At 74.6% G+C, this 18,253-nt stretch carries 19 protein-coding genes; 4 read left to right on the forward strand and 15 right to left on the reverse strand.

From position 1 onward, the window contains the following. Positions 1–439: 439 nt before the first annotated feature. The 4 genes from mshC to J3P32_RS15550 all read right to left on the reverse strand — a co-directional run bounded on the left by mshC (position 440) and on the right by J3P32_RS15550 (position 3,846). Entirely contained in the window at positions 440–1,678 is a 1,239-nt protein-coding gene (gene mshC / locus J3P32_RS15535) for a cysteine--1-D-myo-inosityl 2-amino-2-deoxy-alpha-D-glucopyranoside ligase (protein WP_210440955.1), read from the reverse strand. Positions 1,679–1,744: 66 nt separating this feature from the next. Further along, the gene (locus J3P32_RS15540) at positions 1,745–2,539 is read right to left on the reverse strand and encodes an SCO1664 family protein (RefSeq protein ID WP_307861725.1); all 795 of its coding nucleotides are present in this window, start codon (positions 2,537–2,539) and stop codon (positions 1,745–1,747) included. Then, positions 2,529–3,113 (reverse strand): DUF3090 domain-containing protein, encoded by a 585-nt coding sequence (locus tag J3P32_RS15545; protein WP_210440956.1) that lies wholly within the window; start codon positions 3,111–3,113, stop codon positions 2,529–2,531. The genes J3P32_RS15540 and J3P32_RS15545 overlap by 11 nt, the downstream gene beginning before the upstream one ends. Positions 3,114–3,123: 10 nt before the next feature. Further along, positions 3,124–3,846, reverse strand: coding sequence for a histidine phosphatase family protein (locus J3P32_RS15550; protein WP_210440957.1), 723 nt, complete (start codon positions 3,844–3,846; stop codon positions 3,124–3,126). A 33-nt stretch (positions 3,847–3,879) separates the two neighbouring features. On the opposite strand from J3P32_RS15550, the gene corA reads away from it, so the two are divergent. After that, complete coding sequence (gene corA, locus J3P32_RS15555; RefSeq protein WP_210440958.1) at positions 3,880–4,860, forward strand: magnesium/cobalt transporter CorA; 981 nt, start codon at positions 3,880–3,882, stop codon at positions 4,858–4,860. Continuing rightward, the gene (locus J3P32_RS15560) at positions 4,857–6,095 is read left to right on the forward strand and encodes an MFS transporter (RefSeq protein ID WP_307861726.1); all 1,239 of its coding nucleotides are present in this window, start codon (positions 4,857–4,859) and stop codon (positions 6,093–6,095) included. Before corA ends, J3P32_RS15560 begins: the two co-directional genes overlap by 4 nt. On the opposite strand, the gene J3P32_RS15565 is transcribed toward J3P32_RS15560, so the two are convergent. Beyond that, entirely contained in the window at positions 6,061–6,885 is an 825-nt protein-coding gene (locus J3P32_RS15565) for an undecaprenyl-diphosphate phosphatase (protein ID WP_307861727.1), read from the reverse strand. The two genes, J3P32_RS15560 and J3P32_RS15565, sit on opposite strands and share 35 nt — an antisense overlap. 64 nt (positions 6,886–6,949) lie before the next feature. Between J3P32_RS15565 and J3P32_RS15570 the strand changes: the two genes are divergently transcribed. Both J3P32_RS15570 and J3P32_RS15575 read left to right on the forward strand, forming a co-directional pair. Beyond that, positions 6,950–7,897, forward strand: a complete 948-nt coding sequence (locus tag J3P32_RS15570) for an aldo/keto reductase (RefSeq protein ID WP_210440960.1) — start codon at positions 6,950–6,952, stop codon at positions 7,895–7,897. A 71-nt stretch (positions 7,898–7,968) separates the two neighbouring features. Further along, the gene (locus J3P32_RS15575) at positions 7,969–8,196 is read left to right on the forward strand and encodes a DUF5703 family protein (protein ID WP_210440961.1); all 228 of its coding nucleotides are present in this window, start codon (positions 7,969–7,971) and stop codon (positions 8,194–8,196) included. 131 nt (positions 8,197–8,327) lie between these two features. On the opposite strand, the gene J3P32_RS15580 is transcribed toward J3P32_RS15575, so the two are convergent. The 10 genes from J3P32_RS15580 to J3P32_RS15625 all read right to left on the reverse strand — a co-directional run bounded on the left by J3P32_RS15580 (position 8,328) and on the right by J3P32_RS15625 (position 18,133). Next, the gene (locus J3P32_RS15580; RefSeq protein WP_307861728.1) at positions 8,328–8,792 is read right to left on the reverse strand and encodes a DUF427 domain-containing protein; all 465 of its coding nucleotides are present in this window, start codon (positions 8,790–8,792) and stop codon (positions 8,328–8,330) included. 119 nt (positions 8,793–8,911) lie between these two features. Then, positions 8,912–9,574 (reverse strand): ribulose-phosphate 3-epimerase, encoded by a 663-nt coding sequence (gene rpe, locus J3P32_RS15585; RefSeq protein WP_210440963.1) that lies wholly within the window; start codon positions 9,572–9,574, stop codon positions 8,912–8,914. 9 nt (positions 9,575–9,583) lie between these two features. Then, positions 9,584–10,546 carry a lipid kinase gene (locus J3P32_RS15590; protein ID WP_210440964.1) on the reverse strand — a complete coding sequence of 321 codons (963 nt, stop codon included), beginning with the start codon at positions 10,544–10,546 and terminating at the stop codon, positions 9,584–9,586. 62 nt (positions 10,547–10,608) lie between these two features. Beyond that, a complete protein-coding gene (gene ligD / locus J3P32_RS15595; protein WP_210440965.1) occupies positions 10,609–11,568 on the reverse strand; it encodes a non-homologous end-joining DNA ligase in 960 nt (319 codons plus the stop codon). Positions 11,569–11,591: 23 nt separating this feature from the next. Next, the gene (locus J3P32_RS15600) at positions 11,592–12,665 is read right to left on the reverse strand and encodes a hypothetical protein (RefSeq protein WP_210440966.1); all 1,074 of its coding nucleotides are present in this window, start codon (positions 12,663–12,665) and stop codon (positions 11,592–11,594) included. Between the two features lie 165 nt (positions 12,666–12,830). After that, a complete protein-coding gene (locus J3P32_RS15605) occupies positions 12,831–14,144 on the reverse strand; it encodes an RsmB/NOP family class I SAM-dependent RNA methyltransferase (RefSeq protein ID WP_210440967.1) in 1,314 nt (437 codons plus the stop codon). Continuing rightward, positions 14,137–14,550, reverse strand: coding sequence for an MmcQ/YjbR family DNA-binding protein (locus J3P32_RS15610; protein ID WP_210440968.1), 414 nt, complete (start codon positions 14,548–14,550; stop codon positions 14,137–14,139). The genes J3P32_RS15605 and J3P32_RS15610 overlap by 8 nt, the downstream gene beginning before the upstream one ends. Further along, a complete protein-coding gene (gene fmt / locus J3P32_RS15615) occupies positions 14,547–15,488 on the reverse strand; it encodes a methionyl-tRNA formyltransferase (RefSeq protein WP_210440969.1) in 942 nt (313 codons plus the stop codon). Before fmt ends, J3P32_RS15610 begins: the two co-directional genes overlap by 4 nt. Before the next feature lie 13 nt (positions 15,489–15,501). Continuing rightward, positions 15,502–16,047 (reverse strand): peptide deformylase, encoded by a 546-nt coding sequence (gene def, locus J3P32_RS15620; protein WP_210440970.1) that lies wholly within the window; start codon positions 16,045–16,047, stop codon positions 15,502–15,504. A 79-nt stretch (positions 16,048–16,126) separates the two neighbouring features. Continuing rightward, positions 16,127–18,133 carry a primosomal protein N' gene (locus tag J3P32_RS15625; RefSeq protein WP_210440971.1) on the reverse strand — a complete coding sequence of 669 codons (2,007 nt, stop codon included), beginning with the start codon at positions 18,131–18,133 and terminating at the stop codon, positions 16,127–16,129. Positions 18,134–18,253: the final 120 nt, after the last annotated feature.

Consider the following 18,253-nt stretch of genomic DNA (forward strand, 5'->3'; position numbering starts at 1 on the left):
CCCGCGCGGCGGTGAGCGGCGCAGGTTTGGGCGGCGGAAACGTGCCTCACGCACCGCCCACCCGCGCGGCGGTGAGTGAGACAGGTTTCGGAGCGCGGAAACGTGCCTCACGCACCGCTGGGCGCCCGACGCACGCCGACACGCCCGTCGGCGGTGAGTGGCGCAGGTTTCGGGCGGCGGAAACGTGCCTCACGCACCGCCCACCCGCGCGGCGGTGAGTGGCGCAGGTTCCGGGCGGCGGGAACGTGCCTCACGCACCGCTTATCCGCGCGGCGTACGCCGACACACCCGCGCGGCGGTGAGTGGCGCAGGTTCCGGACCGCCGAAACCTGCCTCACGCACCGCCCGCCCGCCCGACGTACGCCGACACGCCGCCGGCGGTGAGTGGCGCAGGTTCCGAACCGCGAGAACCTGCCTCACGCACCGCCCCGTACCTACGTCAGAGCGACAGGCCCAGCGCCGCGTCGACCAGCCGGTGCACGGTCGCCGCCGCCTCGGGGTCCGAGGTGTCCGCGAGGCCATGGGTGCCGAGGGTGGCCTCGACCCAGTCCTGGACGGCCGCCACGGCGGCGGGCGCGTCGAGGTCGGAGGCGAGGGCGGCGAGGACGCGCTCGACCACCGGCGCGGTGGGCGCCCCGGCGCCCAGCGCGAGGGCGCGGCGCCAGTCGGCGAGGGTGTCGACGGCGTCCCAGAGCTGGTCGTCGGTCCACTCCCAGTCGCTGCGGTAGTGGTGGCGCAGCAGCACGAGGCGGATCGCCATGGGGTCGACCTCGCTCATCCGCAGGGCGGAGACGAAGACGAGGTTGCCCTTGGACTTCGACATCTTCTCGCCGTCGTAGGCCACCATCCCGGCGTGGGCGTAGGCCCGCGCGAACGGCACCCCCGGCTCGGCGACCTGCGCGTGGCCGGCCCCCATCTCGTGGTGCGGGAAGACCAGGTCGCTGCCGCCACCCTGGACGTCGAACGACGCGCCGAGGTGCTCGAGCGCGATCGCGGTGCACTCGACGTGCCAGCCCGGGCGTCCGGGACCGAACGGGCTCGGCCACGACGGCTCGCCGTCGCGCGCGCCGCGCCACACCACGCAGTCGAGCGGGTCCTTCTTGCCCTCACGGTCGGGGTCGCCGCCGCGCTCGCCGAAGATCTCCAGCATCTGCGCACGCTCCCACCCCGACACCTCGCCGAACGCGGGGTCCGCGGTGACGGAGTAGTAGAGGTCGGTGTCGACCTGGTAGATCGCGCCCGCTGCCTGGAGGCGCTCGATCACCGCGATCGCCAGCGGGATCGACTCGACCGCGCCGATGTAGTGGGCGGGCGGCAGGACGCGCAGGGCCTCCATGTCGTCGCGGAACAGCTGGGTCTCGCGCTGGGCGAGCTCGGCCCAGTCGACCTTGACCTTCTCGGCCCGCTCGAGCAGCGGGTCGTCGACGTCGGTGACATTCTGCACGTAGGTCACCTCGTGGCCGGCGTTGCGCCAGGCGCGGTTGAGCAGGTCGAAGGCGACGTACGTCGCCGCGTGCCCCATGTGGGTCGCGTCGTAGGGCGTGATCCCGCAGACGTACATCCGCGCCGGACCCTCCGGACGGGTCTCCACCAGGGCGCCGGTCGCGGTGTCGTGCACCCGCACGACGGGGCCCGTGACGGGCAGGGTGGGAACGTCGGGGGACGACCAGGCGCGCATGTCGCGCAGCCTATCGGCCGGCCGTCGAGCGCCGTGCCCGCGCACCTCGGTGGGCGCGGTCCGGCGTCAGAACGGCGGCCAGGGGATGACGGGGTACGCCGACGACGCGGGCGCGGGGAACTCGCCGCGGGCCAGCAGGCGGGCGACGCGCCGCCGCGTGGTGGCGACCTCGTCGTCGGTGAGCGAGGCCGCGAGCGTGGCGCCCAGCTCGGCGTCGAGGGCGGCGGCGAGCCGGCGCAGCGCCCGGTCCTCGTCGGCGGAGATCGGCTCGCCGACGAACCCCCAGAGCACGGTGCGCAGCTTGTGCTCGATGTGGAAGGTCAGGCCGTGGTCGACGCCGTGGCGGTGCCCGTCGGCCATCGGCAGGACGTGCCCGCCCTTGCGGTCGGCGTTGTTGACCACCACGTCGAAGAGCGCCATCCGCCGCAGGGCGGCGGAGTCCTCGTGCACCAGCGAGACGGGCTGGTCGTGGGCGTCGAGCCCGTCGAAGACGTGGCGGTAGCCCGCCGGGACCTCACCCTCGGCGACGATGTCGACCGGCACCTGGTCCTCGACCTCGTCGCGCCACAGCTGCACCATCCCGGGCCCGTGCGGCCCGTCGCCGAGCACGGTCGGCGGGACGATGTCCCAGCCCAGCGCCTGGGAGACGGCGTACGACCCCACCTCGCGCGCGGCGAGGGTGCCGTCGGGGAAGTCCCACAGCGGCCGCTCCCCCGCGATCGGCTTGTAGACCACACGCACGCCGCCGAGCTCGCCGACGAACGTGGCGTTGGAGGCGGGCAGCACGCGACCGTGGAGCGTGAGCGTGCCGGTCGGGAAGCCGTCCGGCAGCGCCTCCGGGGAGGGGTGGTCAGGGATCACGGCGCCGGAAGCCGTTGGCTCGCACGCACAGGTGGCCGTCGGGGTCGATCGGCTCGCCGCAGAAGGGGCAGTCGGGGCGTCCGGCCTCCACGACCGACCGCGCCCGCTCGACGAAGGAGCGGGCCGCTGCCGCGGTGATGCGCACGAGGAAGATCTCCTCCGGCTCCGGCTCGAGGAGGTCCTCGAGGTCCTCCTGGAGCTGCTCGGGGGACACCACGGCGGCCTCGGTGAAGGGGAACACCTCGATCACCACGCGCTCGTCGGTGCCGTCCCACGACAGCGTCATCGTGCCGGCGCGGAACTCCTCCTCGATCGGCTGCTCGAGCGGCTGGGCGTCGACGAGGTCGCGCGGCGCGATGGCCGGGATGAGCACCTCGTCGCCGGCGGCGCGCATCAGCTCGTCGAGGAGCTCGTCGATGCGCTCCGCCAGGGCCTGCACCTGCTGCTTCTCCAGCGAGACGCTCACGAGCCGCGTGCCCTCGCGCGCCTGGAGGAAGAAGGTGCGCGAGCCGGGCTCGCCAACGGTGCCGGCGACGAAGCGCTCGGGCGGGTCGAAGCGGTGCACGACGGGCATGTGACTCACCCTAGGACCCTGCTGTCTGGGGCCCGGCCCCTCCACCCACCTCGGCGTCCGCGCGGCGCGCGTGGGACGTGCGGCGCGGCTTGCGCGGCGGCGTGAGCCAGGCCAGGTCACCGCCGTGGGTGTTCGTGCCGAGCACGAAGGGACGCGTCTCGGTGTAGCGCACGACCGACACCGACGCGGGGTCGACGTGGATGCGCTGGAAGAGGTCGAGGTGGGTCCCGAGGGCGTCGGCCAGGACCGACTTGATGACGTCGCCGTGGCTGACCGCGAGCCACACGGCGTCGTCGCCGTGCTCGGATGCGACGCGCGCGTCGTGGCGGCGGATCGCGGCCACGGCGCGGTCCTGCATGGCCCGCATCGACTCCCCGCCCGGGAAGGTCGCCGCCGACGGCTGCGCCTGCACGGTGCGCCAGAGCTTCTCCTTGGCCAGCTCCTTCAGCGGGCGGCCCTGCCACTCGCCGTAGTCGCACTCGGAGAGCTGCTTGTCGGTGCCGGCCCGCAGCGGCGCCGCCTGCCGCGAGGTGATCTCCCTGGCGGTCTCCCGGCACCGCTCGAGCGGGCTCGTGACGGCCACGGCGAGACGTACGCCCGCCAGCCGCTCGCCGACCGCGACGGCCTGTGCGACGCCCGCCTCGTCGAGGTGGACCCCGGCGAGCCGGCCGGCCAGGACACCCGTCGCGTTGGCCGTGGAGCGCCCGTGGCGGACGAGGATGACGGTGGGCACGACGACGACCCTAGTGGGACTAGCCTGAGCGCCGTGATCGTCGACAACGCGCTCTACCGCGACGGCAGGCGGGTCCCCGTGCGCGAGGGCGACGACCAGAGCCTCGGCCACACCCGCGTGCCCTGCGAGGCGGGCGACTTCCAGTGGATCGGCATCCACGACCCCACCGCCGAGGAGCTCCGGCTGATCGCGGAGACGTTCGACCTGCACCCGCTGGCCGTGGAGGACGCCGGGGACTCCCACCAGCGCCCGAAGCTCGAGCACTACGGCGACACGCTGTTCCTGGTGCTCAAGACGCTCTGGTACGTCGACGAGGAGGACGCGGTCGAGACCGGCGAGATCAACCTGTTCGTCGGCGACGACTTCGTGGTGACCGTCCGCCACGGCGAGGGCATCGACCTCGCGTCGGCCCGCCGCGACCTCGAGCACCGGGCGAAGGTGCTCGAGCACGGCCCGATGGCGGTCATGTACGCCATCTGCGACCGCGTGGTGGACGAGTACGAGAAGGTCGGCGCCGCGCTGGAGGTGGACGTCGACGAGGTGGAGGAGTCGGTCTTCTCCCCCGCCCGCACCGACGACTCGAACCGCATCTACGTCCTCAAGCGCGAGATCGCGGAGGTCCGCCGGGCGGTGATGCCGCTGCGCGAGCCGATGCGGCGCTTCGCGCACGGCGCCGACGACCGCGTCACCGCGCACACTGCGACGTACTTCCGCGACGTCGCCGACCACCTTCAGCGTGTCTCGGAGGTCATCGACAACCTCGACCAGCTGCTCTCGACGGCGTTCGACGCCCAGGTGGCGCGCATCTCGGTGCAGCAGAACGAGGACATGCGCAAGATCTCGGCCGGTGCGGCGCTGGTCGTCGTGCCGACGCTGATCGCCGGGATCTACGGCATGAACTTCGACCACATGCCCGAGCTGCACTGGACCTACGGCTATCCCTTCGCCGTCGGGCTGATGGCGGGGGTCGCCGCAGCCCTGTTCGCCTGGTTCAAGCGGTCCGGCTGGCTGTGAGCCGGCCCGCGACGGCCCCCACCGCCTGGCGGGTGGTGGGGTGGTTCGGATTCGTCAGCCTGGCCGCCGACATGGTCTACGAGGGCGCCCGGTCGGTGTACGGCCCGGTGCTGGCCGCGCTCGGCGCGTCCGCGGTGGTCGTCGGGCTGGTCACCGGTGCCGGAGAGGCGGTCGCGCTCGTGCTGCGCCTGGCGTTCGGGCCGCTCGCCGACCGCACCGGCCGCCACTGGACGCTGACGATCCTCGGCTACGGCCTCACCGCGATCTGCGTGCCGCTCCTCGCGCTGGCGCCCCGGCTCGGGGCGGCGGGGCTGGCGTTCGCGGTGACGATGATCCTGCTGGAGCGGCTCGGCAAGGCGGTGCGGTCGCCGTCGAAGTCGGCCCTGCTGGCGCGCGTGGCGGCCGCGGTGGGGCGCGGCCGCGGGTTCGGGGTGCACAAGGCGCTCGACCAGGTCGGCGCGTTCGCCGGCCCGCTCGTGGTGTCCGCCGCCGCGGCGGTGGCGTCGCTGTGGTGGGGCCTGGCGGTGCTGGCCGTGCCGGGCGCCGTCGCGATGCTGCTCCTGCTCGCGCTGCGCCGCCGTGTCCCGGACCCGGCCGCCTACGACGCGCGCCCGCCCGCCCCGGACGACGCGCCGGCGATCCCGCGCGGCTGGTGGGCCGAGGCGGTGGGTGCCGGGCTGTCGCCCGACTTCTTCCGCTATGCCCTCGCCGCGTCGCTGACCACCGGCGGGCTGGTGACGTGGGGCGTCATCGGCTACCACGTCACGGTGGACGGGCTGCTGCCCGTGGCCGCGGTGCCGTTGCTGTACGCCGCCGCGATGGCGGTCGAGGCCGTCGCGGCGCTCGCGGTGGGCGCTGCCTACGACCGGACCGGCGCCCGGGTGCTGCTGGTGGTGCCCGTGCTCGTCGGCCTCGTGCCGGCCCTCGCGCTGGGCTCGACGCTGGCGGCGGTCCTCGCGGGCGTGGTGGCCTGGGGGATCGCGCAGGGAGTCCAGGACTCCACGGTCAAGGCGGTGGTGGCCGACCTGGTCGCCGCGCCGCGCCGCGCCACGGCGTACGGCGTGTTCGCCGGCGTGCAGGGACTGCTGGCGGTGGTGGGTGGCGTCGCGGCCGGATGGCTCTACGAGCGCTCCCTGCTCGCGCTCGTCGCGGTGGTGGCGCTCAGCCAGGTCGTGGCGCTCGGGCTCCTGGCCGACACGTTCAGGCGGTCAGCACCCCGGCGCCGAGCAGGGTGAGGGTGCCCGCGCCGAGCAGGATGCGGTAGACGACGAACGGCGTGTAGGACCTCGTGCTGACGTAGCGCAGCAGCCAGGCGATGGCGGCGTAGCCGACGACGAACGAGACGACCGTCGCGGTGATCGTGGGCCCCCACCCGAAGTCGTTGTGCCCGTGCGGGATCTCCTTGAGCTCGAAGAGCCCGGCGCCGACGACCGCGGGGATGGCGAGCAGGAACGCGAAGCGGGTGGCCGCCTCGCGCTCGAAGCCGAGGAACCGACCCATCGAGATGGTCGCCCCGGAGCGCGAGACGCCGGGGACGAGCGCCAGCGCCTGCGCCGCGCCCATCAGCACCGCGTCCCTCAACGTCAGCCTTCCCAGCGGCCGGTCGGTGTGGCCCACCCGGTCGGCGACGCCCAGCACCACGCCCATCACGACCAGCGTGCAGCCGATGATCCACAGGTTGCGGAAGTCGCGCTCGATGACGTCCTTGAGCAGCACGCCGAGCACCACGATCGGCAGCGAGCCGACGATGATGAACCAGCCCATGCGGGCGTCGAACGTCCCGCGGTGCTCGGCCCGGAACAGCGAGCGCAGCCAGGCGCTGCCGATGCGCCAGATGTCCTTGCGGAAGTAGATGAGCACGGCGAGCTCGGTGCCGATCTGGATGACGGCCGTGAAGGCAGCACCGGGGTCGCCCCACCCGAACAGCTCGGGGAAGATCCGCAGGTGCGCGCTGCTGGAGATCGGCAGGAACTCGGTGAGTCCCTGGATGATCCCGAGGACCACGGCTTTCAGGAGATCCGTCACGGGGGCTGAGCCTACGGGCGAGTCCCTGCTCGTCCCTGCAGCACCCGTGGCTACCCTCACCACCATGCAGCAGCGTTCGCTCGGCTCGACCGGGCTCAAGGTCTCGCGGCTCGGCCTGGGCACCATGACCTGGGGCCGCGACACCGACGAGCACGAGGCGCGTGACCAGCTGGTCGCGTTCGCCGAGGCCGGCGGCACCCTCCTCGACACCGCTGCCGGCTACGGCGACGGCGCCAGCGAGGAGCTGATCGGGACCCTGATCGGCGATGTCGTGGCTCGCGACGAGGTCGTGCTGGCGACCAAGGCGGGCATCTCGCGACGCACCGGTGAGCGGGTCACGAACACCTCGCGCGGACACCTGTTGCGCACGCTCGACGCCTCCCTGGCGCGGCTCGGGGTCGACCACGTCGACCTCTGGCAGGTCCACGTGTGGACCGACGAGGCCCCCCTCGAGGAGACGCTGCAGGCCCTCGACCTCGCCGTGACCTCCGGCCGCGCCGCCTACGTCGGCATCTCGAACTACTCGGGCTGGCAGACCGCGCAGGCAGCCACCTGGCAGCGCGCGGTGCCCGGCCGCACGCCGCTGGCGTCCACGCAGGTCGAGTACTCCCTGCTCAACCGCCACGTCGAGCAGGAGGTCGTCCCCGCTGCCCGCGCGCTCGGGCTCGGCGTCCTGCCGTGGTCGCCGCTCGGCCGCGGGGTGCTGACCGGCAAGTACCGCACCGGCACCCCCTCGGACTCGCGCGCCGCCAGCGAGCACTTCGCCCGGTTCGTCGGCGTCTACCTCGACGAGCGGGGACGCGGCATCGTCGAGGCGGTCGCCCGCGCCGCCGACGGGCTCGGGTGGTCCCCGCTCGAGGTGTCGCTCGCCTGGGTGCGCGACCGGCCGGGCGTCACCGCGCCGATCATCGGCGCCCGGACCGCGGCCCAGCTCGACGGCGTGCTCGGCGTGGAGCAGCTGACCCTGCCCCGCGAGATCGTGGACGCCCTCGACGACGTGTCCGCGGACTGACCCGCAGCAGCCGGACGAGACCCGACCCGACCCGAGCAGACCCGACCAGACCCGAGCAGGCAGGAGGCACCATGGCCAGGATCCAGCGTCGCCCACCCGGACGCGGTGTGGAGTGGGAGTTCGAGACCCTCGTGCTGCCCAAGGACTTCTCCCGCAACGTCGTGACCCGGATGCTGGTCGAGCGCGCCGAGCACGGCGGCTGGGAGCTCGACCGGCTCCGCATCGGCAACGACGGCAAGCGCCGTGTCGTCCTGCGCCGCAAGATCATCCGCCAGCGGCTCACCCTGTTCGCCGGCTGACGTCCGCGAATCCGCGCGGCCAGGACGCCCGCCGCCCGGATCGTGGAGCTCTCGGGTCACCCGGCGGCACGGATCCCCCACCGTCCTCGTCGGTCCGCATCGGTCCGCGTCGGACCTCGCGTGGCTGACGCCTACCAGCCGGTGGTCCCGGGCCCGCCCTTGAACGGGCCGGTGACCCGCGAGGTGATCCAGCCGCCGTAGAAGTCGCCGGGCTGCGGCTCGACGACCTCGCCGTCGACGGTGCAGCGGTCCACGCGACCGGGATAGAGGGCGACGTGGTCGACGAGCCGCTCGAAGCCCTGCGAGGGCGTGGGGTACGTCCACGCGACGGCCGCCAGCACGTCGTCGCCCACCACGAGGTCGAGGTAGGCCGCCCGGCCCTTCCACTCGCACCACGAGGTACCGCGGGCGGGACGGAGGACGTCCGTTGCGAAGGCGTCGCGCGGCAGGTAGTACGTCGGCGGGTGGCTTGTCTCCAGCAAGCGCAGCGCCGCCGTGGTGTCGGCGACCACCACGCCGGCGTGACTGACGACGACGTGCTCGCCGGTCGGCTCGACCCGCGGCGGGCGCGGGTAGTCCCAGACGGACTCGGTCACGTCGGCTCCTCCCCCGGCCGGTACGCGCGGACCTCCCGGCGCGCGTCCGGGTGCCGGCGCCGGTGGTCCTCGACGCAGACGCGCTCCCGGGGCCCGGTCGTGGCGGTGCGCGAGGTCCATCAGCCGGCGACCGACTCGGCGCGCTCGCGCAGCGCGGCCACCATGGCGTCGGGGTCGTCGGCGGAGTAGACCGCGGACCCGGCCACGAAGACGTCCGCCCCCGCCTCGGCGCACCGCTCGATCGTCTCCAGGGAGACGCCGCCGTCGACCTGGAGCCAGGTCTCGACGCCGTGCTTGCGCATCAGCTCGCGGGCCGTGCGGATCTTCGGCAGGCAGAGGTCGAGGAACTTCTGGCCGCCGAAGCCCGGCTCGACGGTCATGACGAGCACCATGTCGAGCTCGGCGAGCAGGGCCTCGTAGGGCTCGATCGGGGTCGCCGGCTTCAGCGCCATCGACGCCCGGGCGCCCTGCGCGCGGATCTCGCGGGCCAGCCGGACCGGCGCCCTCGCCGCCTCGGCGTGGAACGTGACCGAGCCGCAGCCGGCCTCGGCGTACGCCGGAGCCCACCGGTCGGCGTCCTCGATCATCAGGTGCGCGTCGATCGGCTGGGACGCGTGCCTGACGAGCGCCTCGACCACGGGGAGCCCGAGCGTCAGGTTGGGCACGAAGTGGTTGTCCATCACGTCGACGTGCACCCAGTCGGCGCTGGGGATGCGCGCGACCTCGTCGGCCAGCCGCGACAGGTCGGCGTTGAGGATGCTCGGCGTGATCTGGATGCCCACGCACCGATCCTAGGGACTGGCCCCCTCACGCCCGGGGGTGCCGTCCATCCGCGCGGCCCGGCTGCCGGCCGGCACGACGACGTGCAGGGCGTTGCGGTCGACCTCGAAGGTGGCCGGGGTCGTGGCGGCGATCTCGCCGTCGAGGTTCACCGGCAGCGGCTCGTCCGTGACGAGCCGGAGCCGGCGGGCGGTCACGTGGTGCACGCGCTCGTGCTCGACCAGGTGGCCGGTGCGGAGCAGGCGGGCCACCGACACGTGGTCGAGCAGCCGGCCCTGCTCCACGGCGTACACGTCGAGCAGGTGGTCGTCGATCGAGGCGTGCGGGGCGACGGTGAGCCCGCCGCCGTAGTGGCGGCCGTTGCCGATCGCGACCTGCATCAGGTCGCGGAGCTCGAGCACGGTGCCGTCGTCGAGCTCGAGGCGGGCGGCGAACGGCCGGTGCGAGCGGTACGCCGCGAGCGTGGCGGCGGGGTAGGCGAAGCGGCCCAGCCGCCGCTTGAGGCCCGGGGTCAGGCGCTGGGTCACCGCGACCGACAGTCCCACGGAGGCGACGTTGAGGTAGGCACGGCCGTCCACGCGGCCCAGGTCGACGTCGACGACGCGCCCGTGGACCAGCGTGTCCACGGCTGCGGCGAGCTGCGTCGGGATCTCCAGCGTGCGGGCGAAGTCGTTGGCCGTCCCGAGCGGCAGGACTCCGAGCGTGGTGGGGGTGTGGGCGACCATCGCGGCGGCGGCGCCGATGGTGCCGTCGCCCCCGCCGACGACGAGGAGGTCGGGCTCGGACCGGGCGGCAGCCGACAGCGCGTCGAGCAGCTGGGTGCCGCCGTGGACGGCCCGCACCGTGACCTCGTCGGCCACCGGACGCAGCGCGGCCTCCAGGAGCGGCAGCAGCCGCGCGCCGGTGCGCGCCGCGGTGTTGACGACGACGGCGACGCGGTCGGTCCTGGGCTCGGCGGGCGTGTCCTCCTGCATGGCCTCGAGGCTAGGCCGGACGGGTGAGAGGAGTCTGAGGCCCGCCTGTGCGCGGCCTGTGCCTAGTCATCGTCGGGTTCGGGCGGCGCGTCGGCGCCGGCCGCCTCGTCACGCTCGGCCCACGCGAGCAGCGGGGCGATGTCGAAGGGGTGGTCGTCGATGTCGGCGTGCAGGTCGCCGATCTCGGCGAAGCGCCGCGGCATCGTGAACATCGTGAAGTCGTCGGGCTCGCAGTCGTCGACCTCGTTCCAGCCGATCGGCGCCGAGACCCGCGCGCTCGGCACCCCGCGGACGGAGTAGGCGGCAGCGATCGTGTGGTCGCGGGCGTTCTGGTTGTAGTCGACGAACAGCTGGGTGGGGTCGCGGTCCTTGCGCCACCAGGCCGTGGTGACGTCTCCCCCGGCCCGGCGCTCGACCTCGCGGGCGAACGCCAGCGCGGCGCGGCGGACGTCCTGGAAGCCGTGGTCGGGCGGGATCCGGACGTAGACGTGCAGCCCGGACCCTCCGCTGGTCTTGGGGTACCCGACCGCGCCGAGCTCGTCGAGGACCTCGTGCGCCACGTGCGCGACCCGCTGCACGGTGTCCCACGTGCACTCCGGTCCGGGGTCGAGGTCGATGCGCCACTCGTCGGGCTTCTCCGTGTCGCCGCGGCGGCTGTTCCACGGGTGGAACTCGACGGTGGACATCTGCACCGCCCAGATGACGGCCCCGAGCTCGGTGACGCACAGCTCGTCGGCGGTGCGCTTCCAGCGCGGGAAGAACAGCTGCACGGTCTCCACCCACTCGGGCGCTCCGGCGGGCAGGCGCTTCTGGTGCACCTTGTCCCCCGAGAGGCCGGTCGGGAAGCGGTGCAGCATGCACGGTCGCTCGAACAGCGCGTTGACGATGCCGTCGCCGACGGCGAGGTAGTACTCGACGAGGTCGAGCTTGGTCGCGCCGCTCTCGGGGAAGTAGACCCGGTCGGGGTTGGTGACCTTGACGATGCGGTCGTCGACCTCGATCTCGGTGTAGGGCGATGCCACGACCCCGACCCTAGTGGCCCGGGTCAGCGCTTCGACGGAGCCGACGCGGCTTGCCGCTGGTCCTCCCGCGACTCCCCGGGCTGCTGGGTCGCCTCGCCCTGCCCGGGCGCCTGCCCCTCCTCGGGCGCCTGCCCCTGCTCGGGCGCCTGCCCCTGCTCGGGCGCCACCCGCACCGTGACGGCGTCCGACCACCCCTCGTCCGCGTACTGCCCCTCGGGACGGTGCCAGCGGAACTCGGTGGTCTCCGTCACGGGTACGGCGACGCGCGCGACGCCGTCGCGGTCGGCGAGCACCGGCTTGCCGACGGGCGACCACGCGCCCCCGGGTGCGCGGGACTCCAGCACGAGCGGGTCACCGGTCAGGCGGCCCGAGGCGTCGGTGACCCGGCCGGTGAGCTCGACCTCCTCGCCGGAGCGGACCTCCTGCCTGCCGGCCGCGATCGAGGTGGTGAGCCGCACGCCCTCGAAGTCGAAGGTCGACCCGGACGCACGCACGGCGTCGAGGTTGAAGGCGTTGCCGTCGCAGCCGAAGCCGGTGACCGCGAACCCGGTGCCGTCACCGTGCTCGGCGGCGAACTGTGCCGGCGTGCCCCTGCCGGCGGCGTCGACGACCTTGCCCGAGGCCAGCTCGACCAGCGACCAGTCGTAGGTGAGCCGGGCGGTGGACACGGTCGTCCAGGAACCGGACGGGGCGGCGACGGTGGCGCGACCCCGCCAGGCGGTGCCGACCGGGCTGGTCCTGGTCACCGCCATCACCCACGAGACGCCCTGGCTGCCCGCGGTCGACGCGACGGAGAGGCTGGAGTCGAGGCCGGCCAGGGAGTCGAACGTGGTGTAGGGGCCGGTGGCGCTGCCGGCGGTCGTCGGGACCAGCCCCAGCGACCGGCGCCCGAGCGGGGCGGCGTACGGGCCGAGGTTGATGCGCGACTGCGGGGCGGAGGCGGCGCCGAACAGGCCGTCGCAGCGCACGTAGGTCAGGTAGACGTCCGCGTCGCCCGTGGCCGGCCCCGAGACCGTCCGCGTCTCGCCGGCTCGGGCCGGGCCGGTCAGGGCGACCGTCAGCGCCGCCGTGGCGACCACGGCCAAGAGACCTCGCACGTGCATCCCGCTCCCCTCGCCCGGCACCCCTTCGGTGCTCGTGCTGACCCCATCATGCAAGGCCGCACAACAGATGGGAACAGGTGACGCGAAGGCGACGTCGAGATGTCGGGTCGGGCCCACCTGTCCGGGTGACGGCTGGTCGTGCGGACCGTCGGCGCGGGCTCAGTCCCGGCGCCGTAGCGTGGCGGCGAACATCGCGTCGGTGCCGTCGCGGTGGGGCCACAGCTGGAACCGGTCGACCTCGTCGGTGTCACCGCGTCGCTCCAGCACGGCTCGCACCACCGCCGTGGTCTCGGCGACGACGGGCGAGCACGTGGCGTAGACGACCACGCCGCCCGGCCGGACCGACTCCAGGGCGACGTCGAGGAGGACCTGCTGGAGGGCGACCAGGCCGTCGAGGTCCTCGGGGGTCCGGCGCCAGCGCGACTCCGGCCGCCGCCGCAGGGCGCCCAGCCCGGAGCACGGGGCGTCGACCAGCGCACGGTCGAAGGTCCCCGGCACCCATGCCGGCCGCATGCCGTCGCCGGCGAGGACGTGGGCGGTGCCGGGAGGAACGGCGCGCATCGCCGAGGCGACGAGTGCGGCCCGGTGCGGCTGCCGCTCGTTGGCGGTGAGGGTGGCACCGCGGCGCGCGGCCAGCGCGGCCAGCAACGCCGCCTTGCCGCCCGGGCCGGCGCAGAGGTCGAGCCACCGCTCGTCGCGGCCCTCCAGCGGCGCCTCCGACATGGCGAGCGCGACGAGCTGGGAGCCCTCGTCCTGCACGCCGGCGCGGCCCTCGGCGACCGCCGGCACCGCGGCCGGCTCGCCGCCGGCCAGCACCACGCCGTGGGGCGACCGGCTCGTGCGGGTGCCGCCGGCGGCCTCCAGCTCCTCGACCGTCGCCAGTCCCGGCCGCGCGACCAGCGTGACCCGCGGTGCGGCGTTGTCGGCCGCGAGCAGGGCGTCGAGCTCCTCGTCGGTGCCGAGCGCCTCGCCCAACGCGTTCACCACCCAGCGGGGGTGCGACCGCGCCACCGCGAGGTGGCCGTACGGGTCCGTGGCCCGGTCGGGCGCGACGTCGGCGACCCACGCCTCGAGGTCGCGCCGGCTGACCTTGCGCAGCACGGCGTTGACCAGCCCCGCCGGCCCCTGGCCGACGACGGCGCGGACCAGGTCGACGCTGGTCGAGATCGCGGCGTGGTCGGGCACCCGCATCGACAGGAGCTGGTGGACCCCGAGCCGGAGCACGTCGCGCACCTCGGGCTGGAGCCGCGGCTTGGTCAGGCACGCGTCGATGACGGCGTCGTAGAGCCCCTGCATCCGGATCGCGCCGGACGCCAGCTCGGTCGCGAGGCCGGCGTCGCGGCCCGCCAGGCGGTGCTTGCGCAGCACCTGTGGCAGGACGAGGTTGGCGTACGCCTCCTCGACGCGGACGGCCGTCAGCACGTCGAGCGCTGCCCGCCGCGCCGGGTCGGCCGCACGGCGACGCTCAGCCACCGAGGTGCTCCCGGACGAGCCTCTTCGGAGCCTTGGCCGCCCACGCGTCGGTGATCACCTCGACCAGCTCCTCCCGGCTGATCTCGCCGAGCCGGGACAGCTGCACCAGGACGGCGTTGTAGCCGGAGAAGTGGTCGATGGTGAAGAACGGCGTCGACGGGTCCTCGACCAGGGCGTGCTTCTCGGCCTCTGTGGGCGTCACGACCACGAGGAGGTCGTCGTACATCTCCCCCGTGTCCGGGTCGATCGCGCTCCTGTGGGGAGCGCGGTGGAGCACGAAGGCCTTGCCCTTGTCGCCGCGGGGCACCTTCCACGTCGGCCGGTCGCCCCACGACGTCCCGAGCTCCGTCTCGGGCAGGCTGCCGCAGATCTCGTCGACGTCCTCCGGGCGGGCGGGCACGGTCACGACGGCGACCCCGGGTCGCCGAGCCGGACCCCTGACTCGAGGCGGACGCCGCGGGCCCAGTCGGCCGCACCCATCTGCCTCTTGCCGAAGGGCTTGACCTCGCCGAGCTGGACGGGCGTGGTGGCGGTGCCGACGAAGACGGCGTTCTTGGTGACCTCGACGACGCCCGGGGCGAGCGTCTCGCGGTCCACCGGGCGCACCGGCCCGACCTTCATCCGCTCGCCCTCGAACGTGCTCCACGCGCCGGGAGCGGGGTCGCAGGCGCGCACCTGGCGGTCGATCCCGACGGCGGGGTGCGTCCAGTCGATGCGGGCGTCGTCGACGGTGATCTTCGGCGCGAACGACACGCCGTCCTCGGGCTGCTCGCGCGCCTCGAGGGTGCCGTCCTCGATGCCGTCGAGCGTCTGGACCAGCAGTCCTGCCCCGCCCTCGGCGAGGCGGGTGAGCAGGTCGCCGGCGGTGTCGTCGGGCCGGATCCGCTCGGTCATCACGCCGAAGACCGGACCGGCGTCGAGCGCCTTGACGATGCGGAAGGTGGTCGCGCCGGTGACCTCGTCGCCGGCCCAGACAGCGTGCTGGACGGGCGCGGCGCCGCGCCATGCCGGGAGCACGGAGAAGTGCAGGTTGATCCAGCCGTGCGGCACCAGGTCGAGCGCCGACTGCGGCAGCAGCGCACCGTAGGCGACGACCGGGCAGGCGTCGGGGCGCAGCTCGGCCAGGGCTGCCTGGAAGTCGGGGTCGCGCGGGTGCTCCGGTTTGAGCACGGGTACGCCGATCTCCTCCGCGCGCTGCGCGACGGGACTGGCGACCAGCCGGCGGCCGCGCCCGCTGGGAGCGTCGGGTCGGGTCACGACACCGACCAGCTCGTGACGGCTGGCCGCGATCGCGTCGAGGGCGGGCAGGGCCACGTCGGGCGTGCCGGCGAAGACGACGCGCATCAGGCGCGCCCCGTCACCGGGCGAACCCGTTCGTGGGGTGGGGGCTGACCTTGACCGCAGGCCGCTCCAGGCCGAACCAGTCGGACTCGCGGATCTCCTTCATGGCCGCCTTGCGGGCCTGGGTGTCCAGCTTGTCGATGAACAGGATGCCGTCGAGGTGGTCGGTCTCGTGCTGCATGGCGCGGGCGAGGAGCTCGGAGGCCTCGATCCGCTGCGGCTCGCCGTACATGTCGAAGCCGGTGGCGACCACCGACAGCGCGCGCAGGCACTCGTAGGTCAGCTCGGGCAGCGACAGGCAGCCCTCCGCGCCGTCCTGGGTCTCGTCGGACAGCTGGAGCGTGGGGTTGACGAGGTGACCGACCTCGCCCTCGACGTTCCAGGTGAACACCCGCAGGCTGACACCGATCTGCGGCGCCGCGAGGCCGGCGCCGGGCGCGGCCAGCATGGTGTCGGTGAGGTCGGTGACGAGCTGCCGGACCTCCTTGTCGAAGTCGTCGACCTCGACAGCGCGCTGGCGCAGCACGGGGTCACCGAAGAGGCGGATGGGCTGGACGGCCACGGGTCTCCTTGCAGCTGCTGCTGTGTGGACGAGGGACCAGTCTAGGGACGGCCGGCGCCGCAGCGCCCATCGACGGTGCTCAGACCGACAGCGGGTCGACCTGGACCCGGACGGGCTCGAGCTTGCGTGCGGACCGGATCCGCTGGAGGTCGCCCAGCGCGCCGGAGAGCGCCTCGCCCGCGACCCGGGGGACGCGGAGCAGCACGCGGTGCTCGTCGCCGGCGGGAACCGGACCCAGGACCTCGGCGCCCTCGGGGAGGTCCAGCAGGTGCAGCACGTCGTCGAGCGCGCCGATGTCGCCGGTCACGGTCGCCAGGCGGGCCGCCGGGGGCAGGTGCGCCAGCGCGCGCTCCTCGGCCTCGCGGCGGGCGAACCCGGCGGGGTCCCACCGCACCAGCGCCTGCAGCGCCGGGTGCGCGGGGTCGCCGACAGCCACGACCTGCCCGCCGGCGCGGACGAGGGCAGCAGCGTTGAGCCAGCGGCGCAGCGCCTCCTCGGCGGCACGGAGGTCGTCGCGGGCCAGGCTCAGCCAGGTGTCGAGGACGACGACGGCGGCGTACCCGGCCTCCGCGACGGGCTCGGCGCCGACCGTCGCGACCACGAGGTCCGCGCGCTCGCCGACGCGGTCCACGACCCGGTCGCCGCTCGAGCTGCGCACCGTCGTGCCGGGGAACATCCGGCCCAGCTCCTCCGCGGTGCGCGCCTCCCCCCGCACGGGGGCGCGCAGGCCGTGCCCGCCGCACGTGGGACAGGCCCAGGGGGACTTCGCGTGGCCGCACCAGCGGCACTGCGGGGGCACGGCGGGGCCCGCCATGGCGAGGGGCCCGGTGCACACGCTGCAGCGGGCGGGCGCCCGGCACGTGTCGCAGGCGAGGGACGCGGCGTAGCCGGCCCGCGGCGTCTGGACGAGGACCGGCCCGGTGGTCAGCCCCCGCCGGATGGCGTCGTAGGCCGGACGCGGGATGCGGGTGCCCACGGACCGGTCCTCGGCGGGCACTGCCTCCACGCGGACGCGTCGGCGCAGCACCTCGCGCGGCACGGCGAGCTCGTGCGCCCACCCGGTGGCGAGGAGCTGCTGCGCCTCCGGGGTCCGGGCGACCCCGCCGACGAGGGCGGCCGTGCCCTGCTGCTCCGCACGCGCGAGCAGCACCTCGCGGGTGTGCGGGTAGGGAGCGCGGGGCTCGGCGTGCAGGTCGTCGCCGTCGTCCCACACCACGACCAGCCCGAGGTCGTGGACCGGGGCGAACGCCGCCGACCGGGTGCCGACGACCACCCGGCGGGCGCCGCGCGAGACGGCGAGGAAGTCGCGGTAGCGCGCCGCCGGACCGCCGTCGGCGCCCAGTGTGACGTGGTGCCCCTCGCCCAGGAGCGCCGTCAGTGCGGCGTCGAGCCGGGCGACGTCGCGCCGGTCGGGCACGCACACGAGCGCGCCGCGGCCGCCGGCGTACGTCGCTGCGACCGCCTCCGCCAGCATGGCCGGCCAGTCGTCGGCCGGGGCGGCGGACCACACCGCCCGGGGCGAGCCGCGGGCGGCGAGGCGGCGCAGGAACGCGTCGGCGTGCTCGACCTCGGTCCACGTCGTCGGGGGCCGCGGGGTGAGGGCCGGCGCGGGCGGCGAGGGCGCCTTCTCGGTCGCGGCGTGCCGGGGTGGGACCGCCAGGCGCAGCACGTCGGACCGGGCGCCGGCGTACCTGCGGGCGAGCGTCTCGCTCAGTGCGGCGATCTCGGGCGCGAGCACGGGCTCGGGGCTCACCACGCGGCGCAGCGGCTGGAGCCGGCCGGTGTGGTCGGACTCGGCGCCGCGCGCCACGACGTAGCCGTCGACGTCCTGGCCGGCGAAGCGCACCTTCACCCGGGCGCCGGGGACCGCGGTGTCGGCCATCGCGCGCGGGACGGCGTAGTCGAACGGGCGGTCGAGGTGGGCGAGCGCCACGTCGACGAGCACCCGCGCCACCGGATCGGTCTCCGCGGGCTCCCACGCGGCGGCCCTACGGCGCCGCGTGGCCGCCGCCTTGGCCTTCGCGTCGTCCACGGCGGCACGAAGCCCCGGGAGCATGTCTGCTTCCGGGGCTTCGCGTGAGGTCATGCGGCCGATTGTGTCAGCGGGCTCGGACAGCCCGGACCTCCCGGGGCGTCCTCGAACTTCCTGTGGTGTGCAGGCCCCCGGAAGTTCGCAATCCCCCGCTTGAGCGGGGGATTGCAAGCA

The organism is Nocardioides xinjiangensis, from assembly GCF_017916385.1.
Classification (GTDB): domain Bacteria; phylum Actinomycetota; class Actinomycetes; order Propionibacteriales; family Nocardioidaceae; genus Nocardioides; species Nocardioides xinjiangensis.

Bases quoted from the DNA above. Each gene is read 5' to 3' on its own strand.
- mshC (WP_210440955.1), bottom strand. From the start codon at position 1,678: ATGCGCGCCTGGTCGTCCCCCGACGTTCCCACCCTGCCCGTCACGGGC.
- J3P32_RS15545 (WP_210440956.1), bottom strand. From the start codon at position 3,113: ATGCCCGTCGTGCACCGCTTCGACCCGCCCGAGCGCTTCGTCGCCGGC.
- J3P32_RS15570 (WP_210440960.1), top strand. From the start codon at position 6,950: ATGCAGCAGCGTTCGCTCGGCTCGACCGGGCTCAAGGTCTCGCGGCTC.
- J3P32_RS15575 (WP_210440961.1), top strand. From the start codon at position 7,969: ATGGCCAGGATCCAGCGTCGCCCACCCGGACGCGGTGTGGAGTGGGAG.
- J3P32_RS15590 (WP_210440964.1), bottom strand. From the start codon at position 10,546: ATGCAGGAGGACACGCCCGCCGAGCCCAGGACCGACCGCGTCGCCGTC.
- fmt (WP_210440969.1), bottom strand. From the start codon at position 15,488: ATGCGCGTCGTCTTCGCCGGCACGCCCGACGTGGCCCTGCCCGCCCTC.
- J3P32_RS15625 (WP_210440971.1), bottom strand. From the start codon at position 18,133: ATGACCTCACGCGAAGCCCCGGAAGCAGACATGCTCCCGGGGCTTCGT.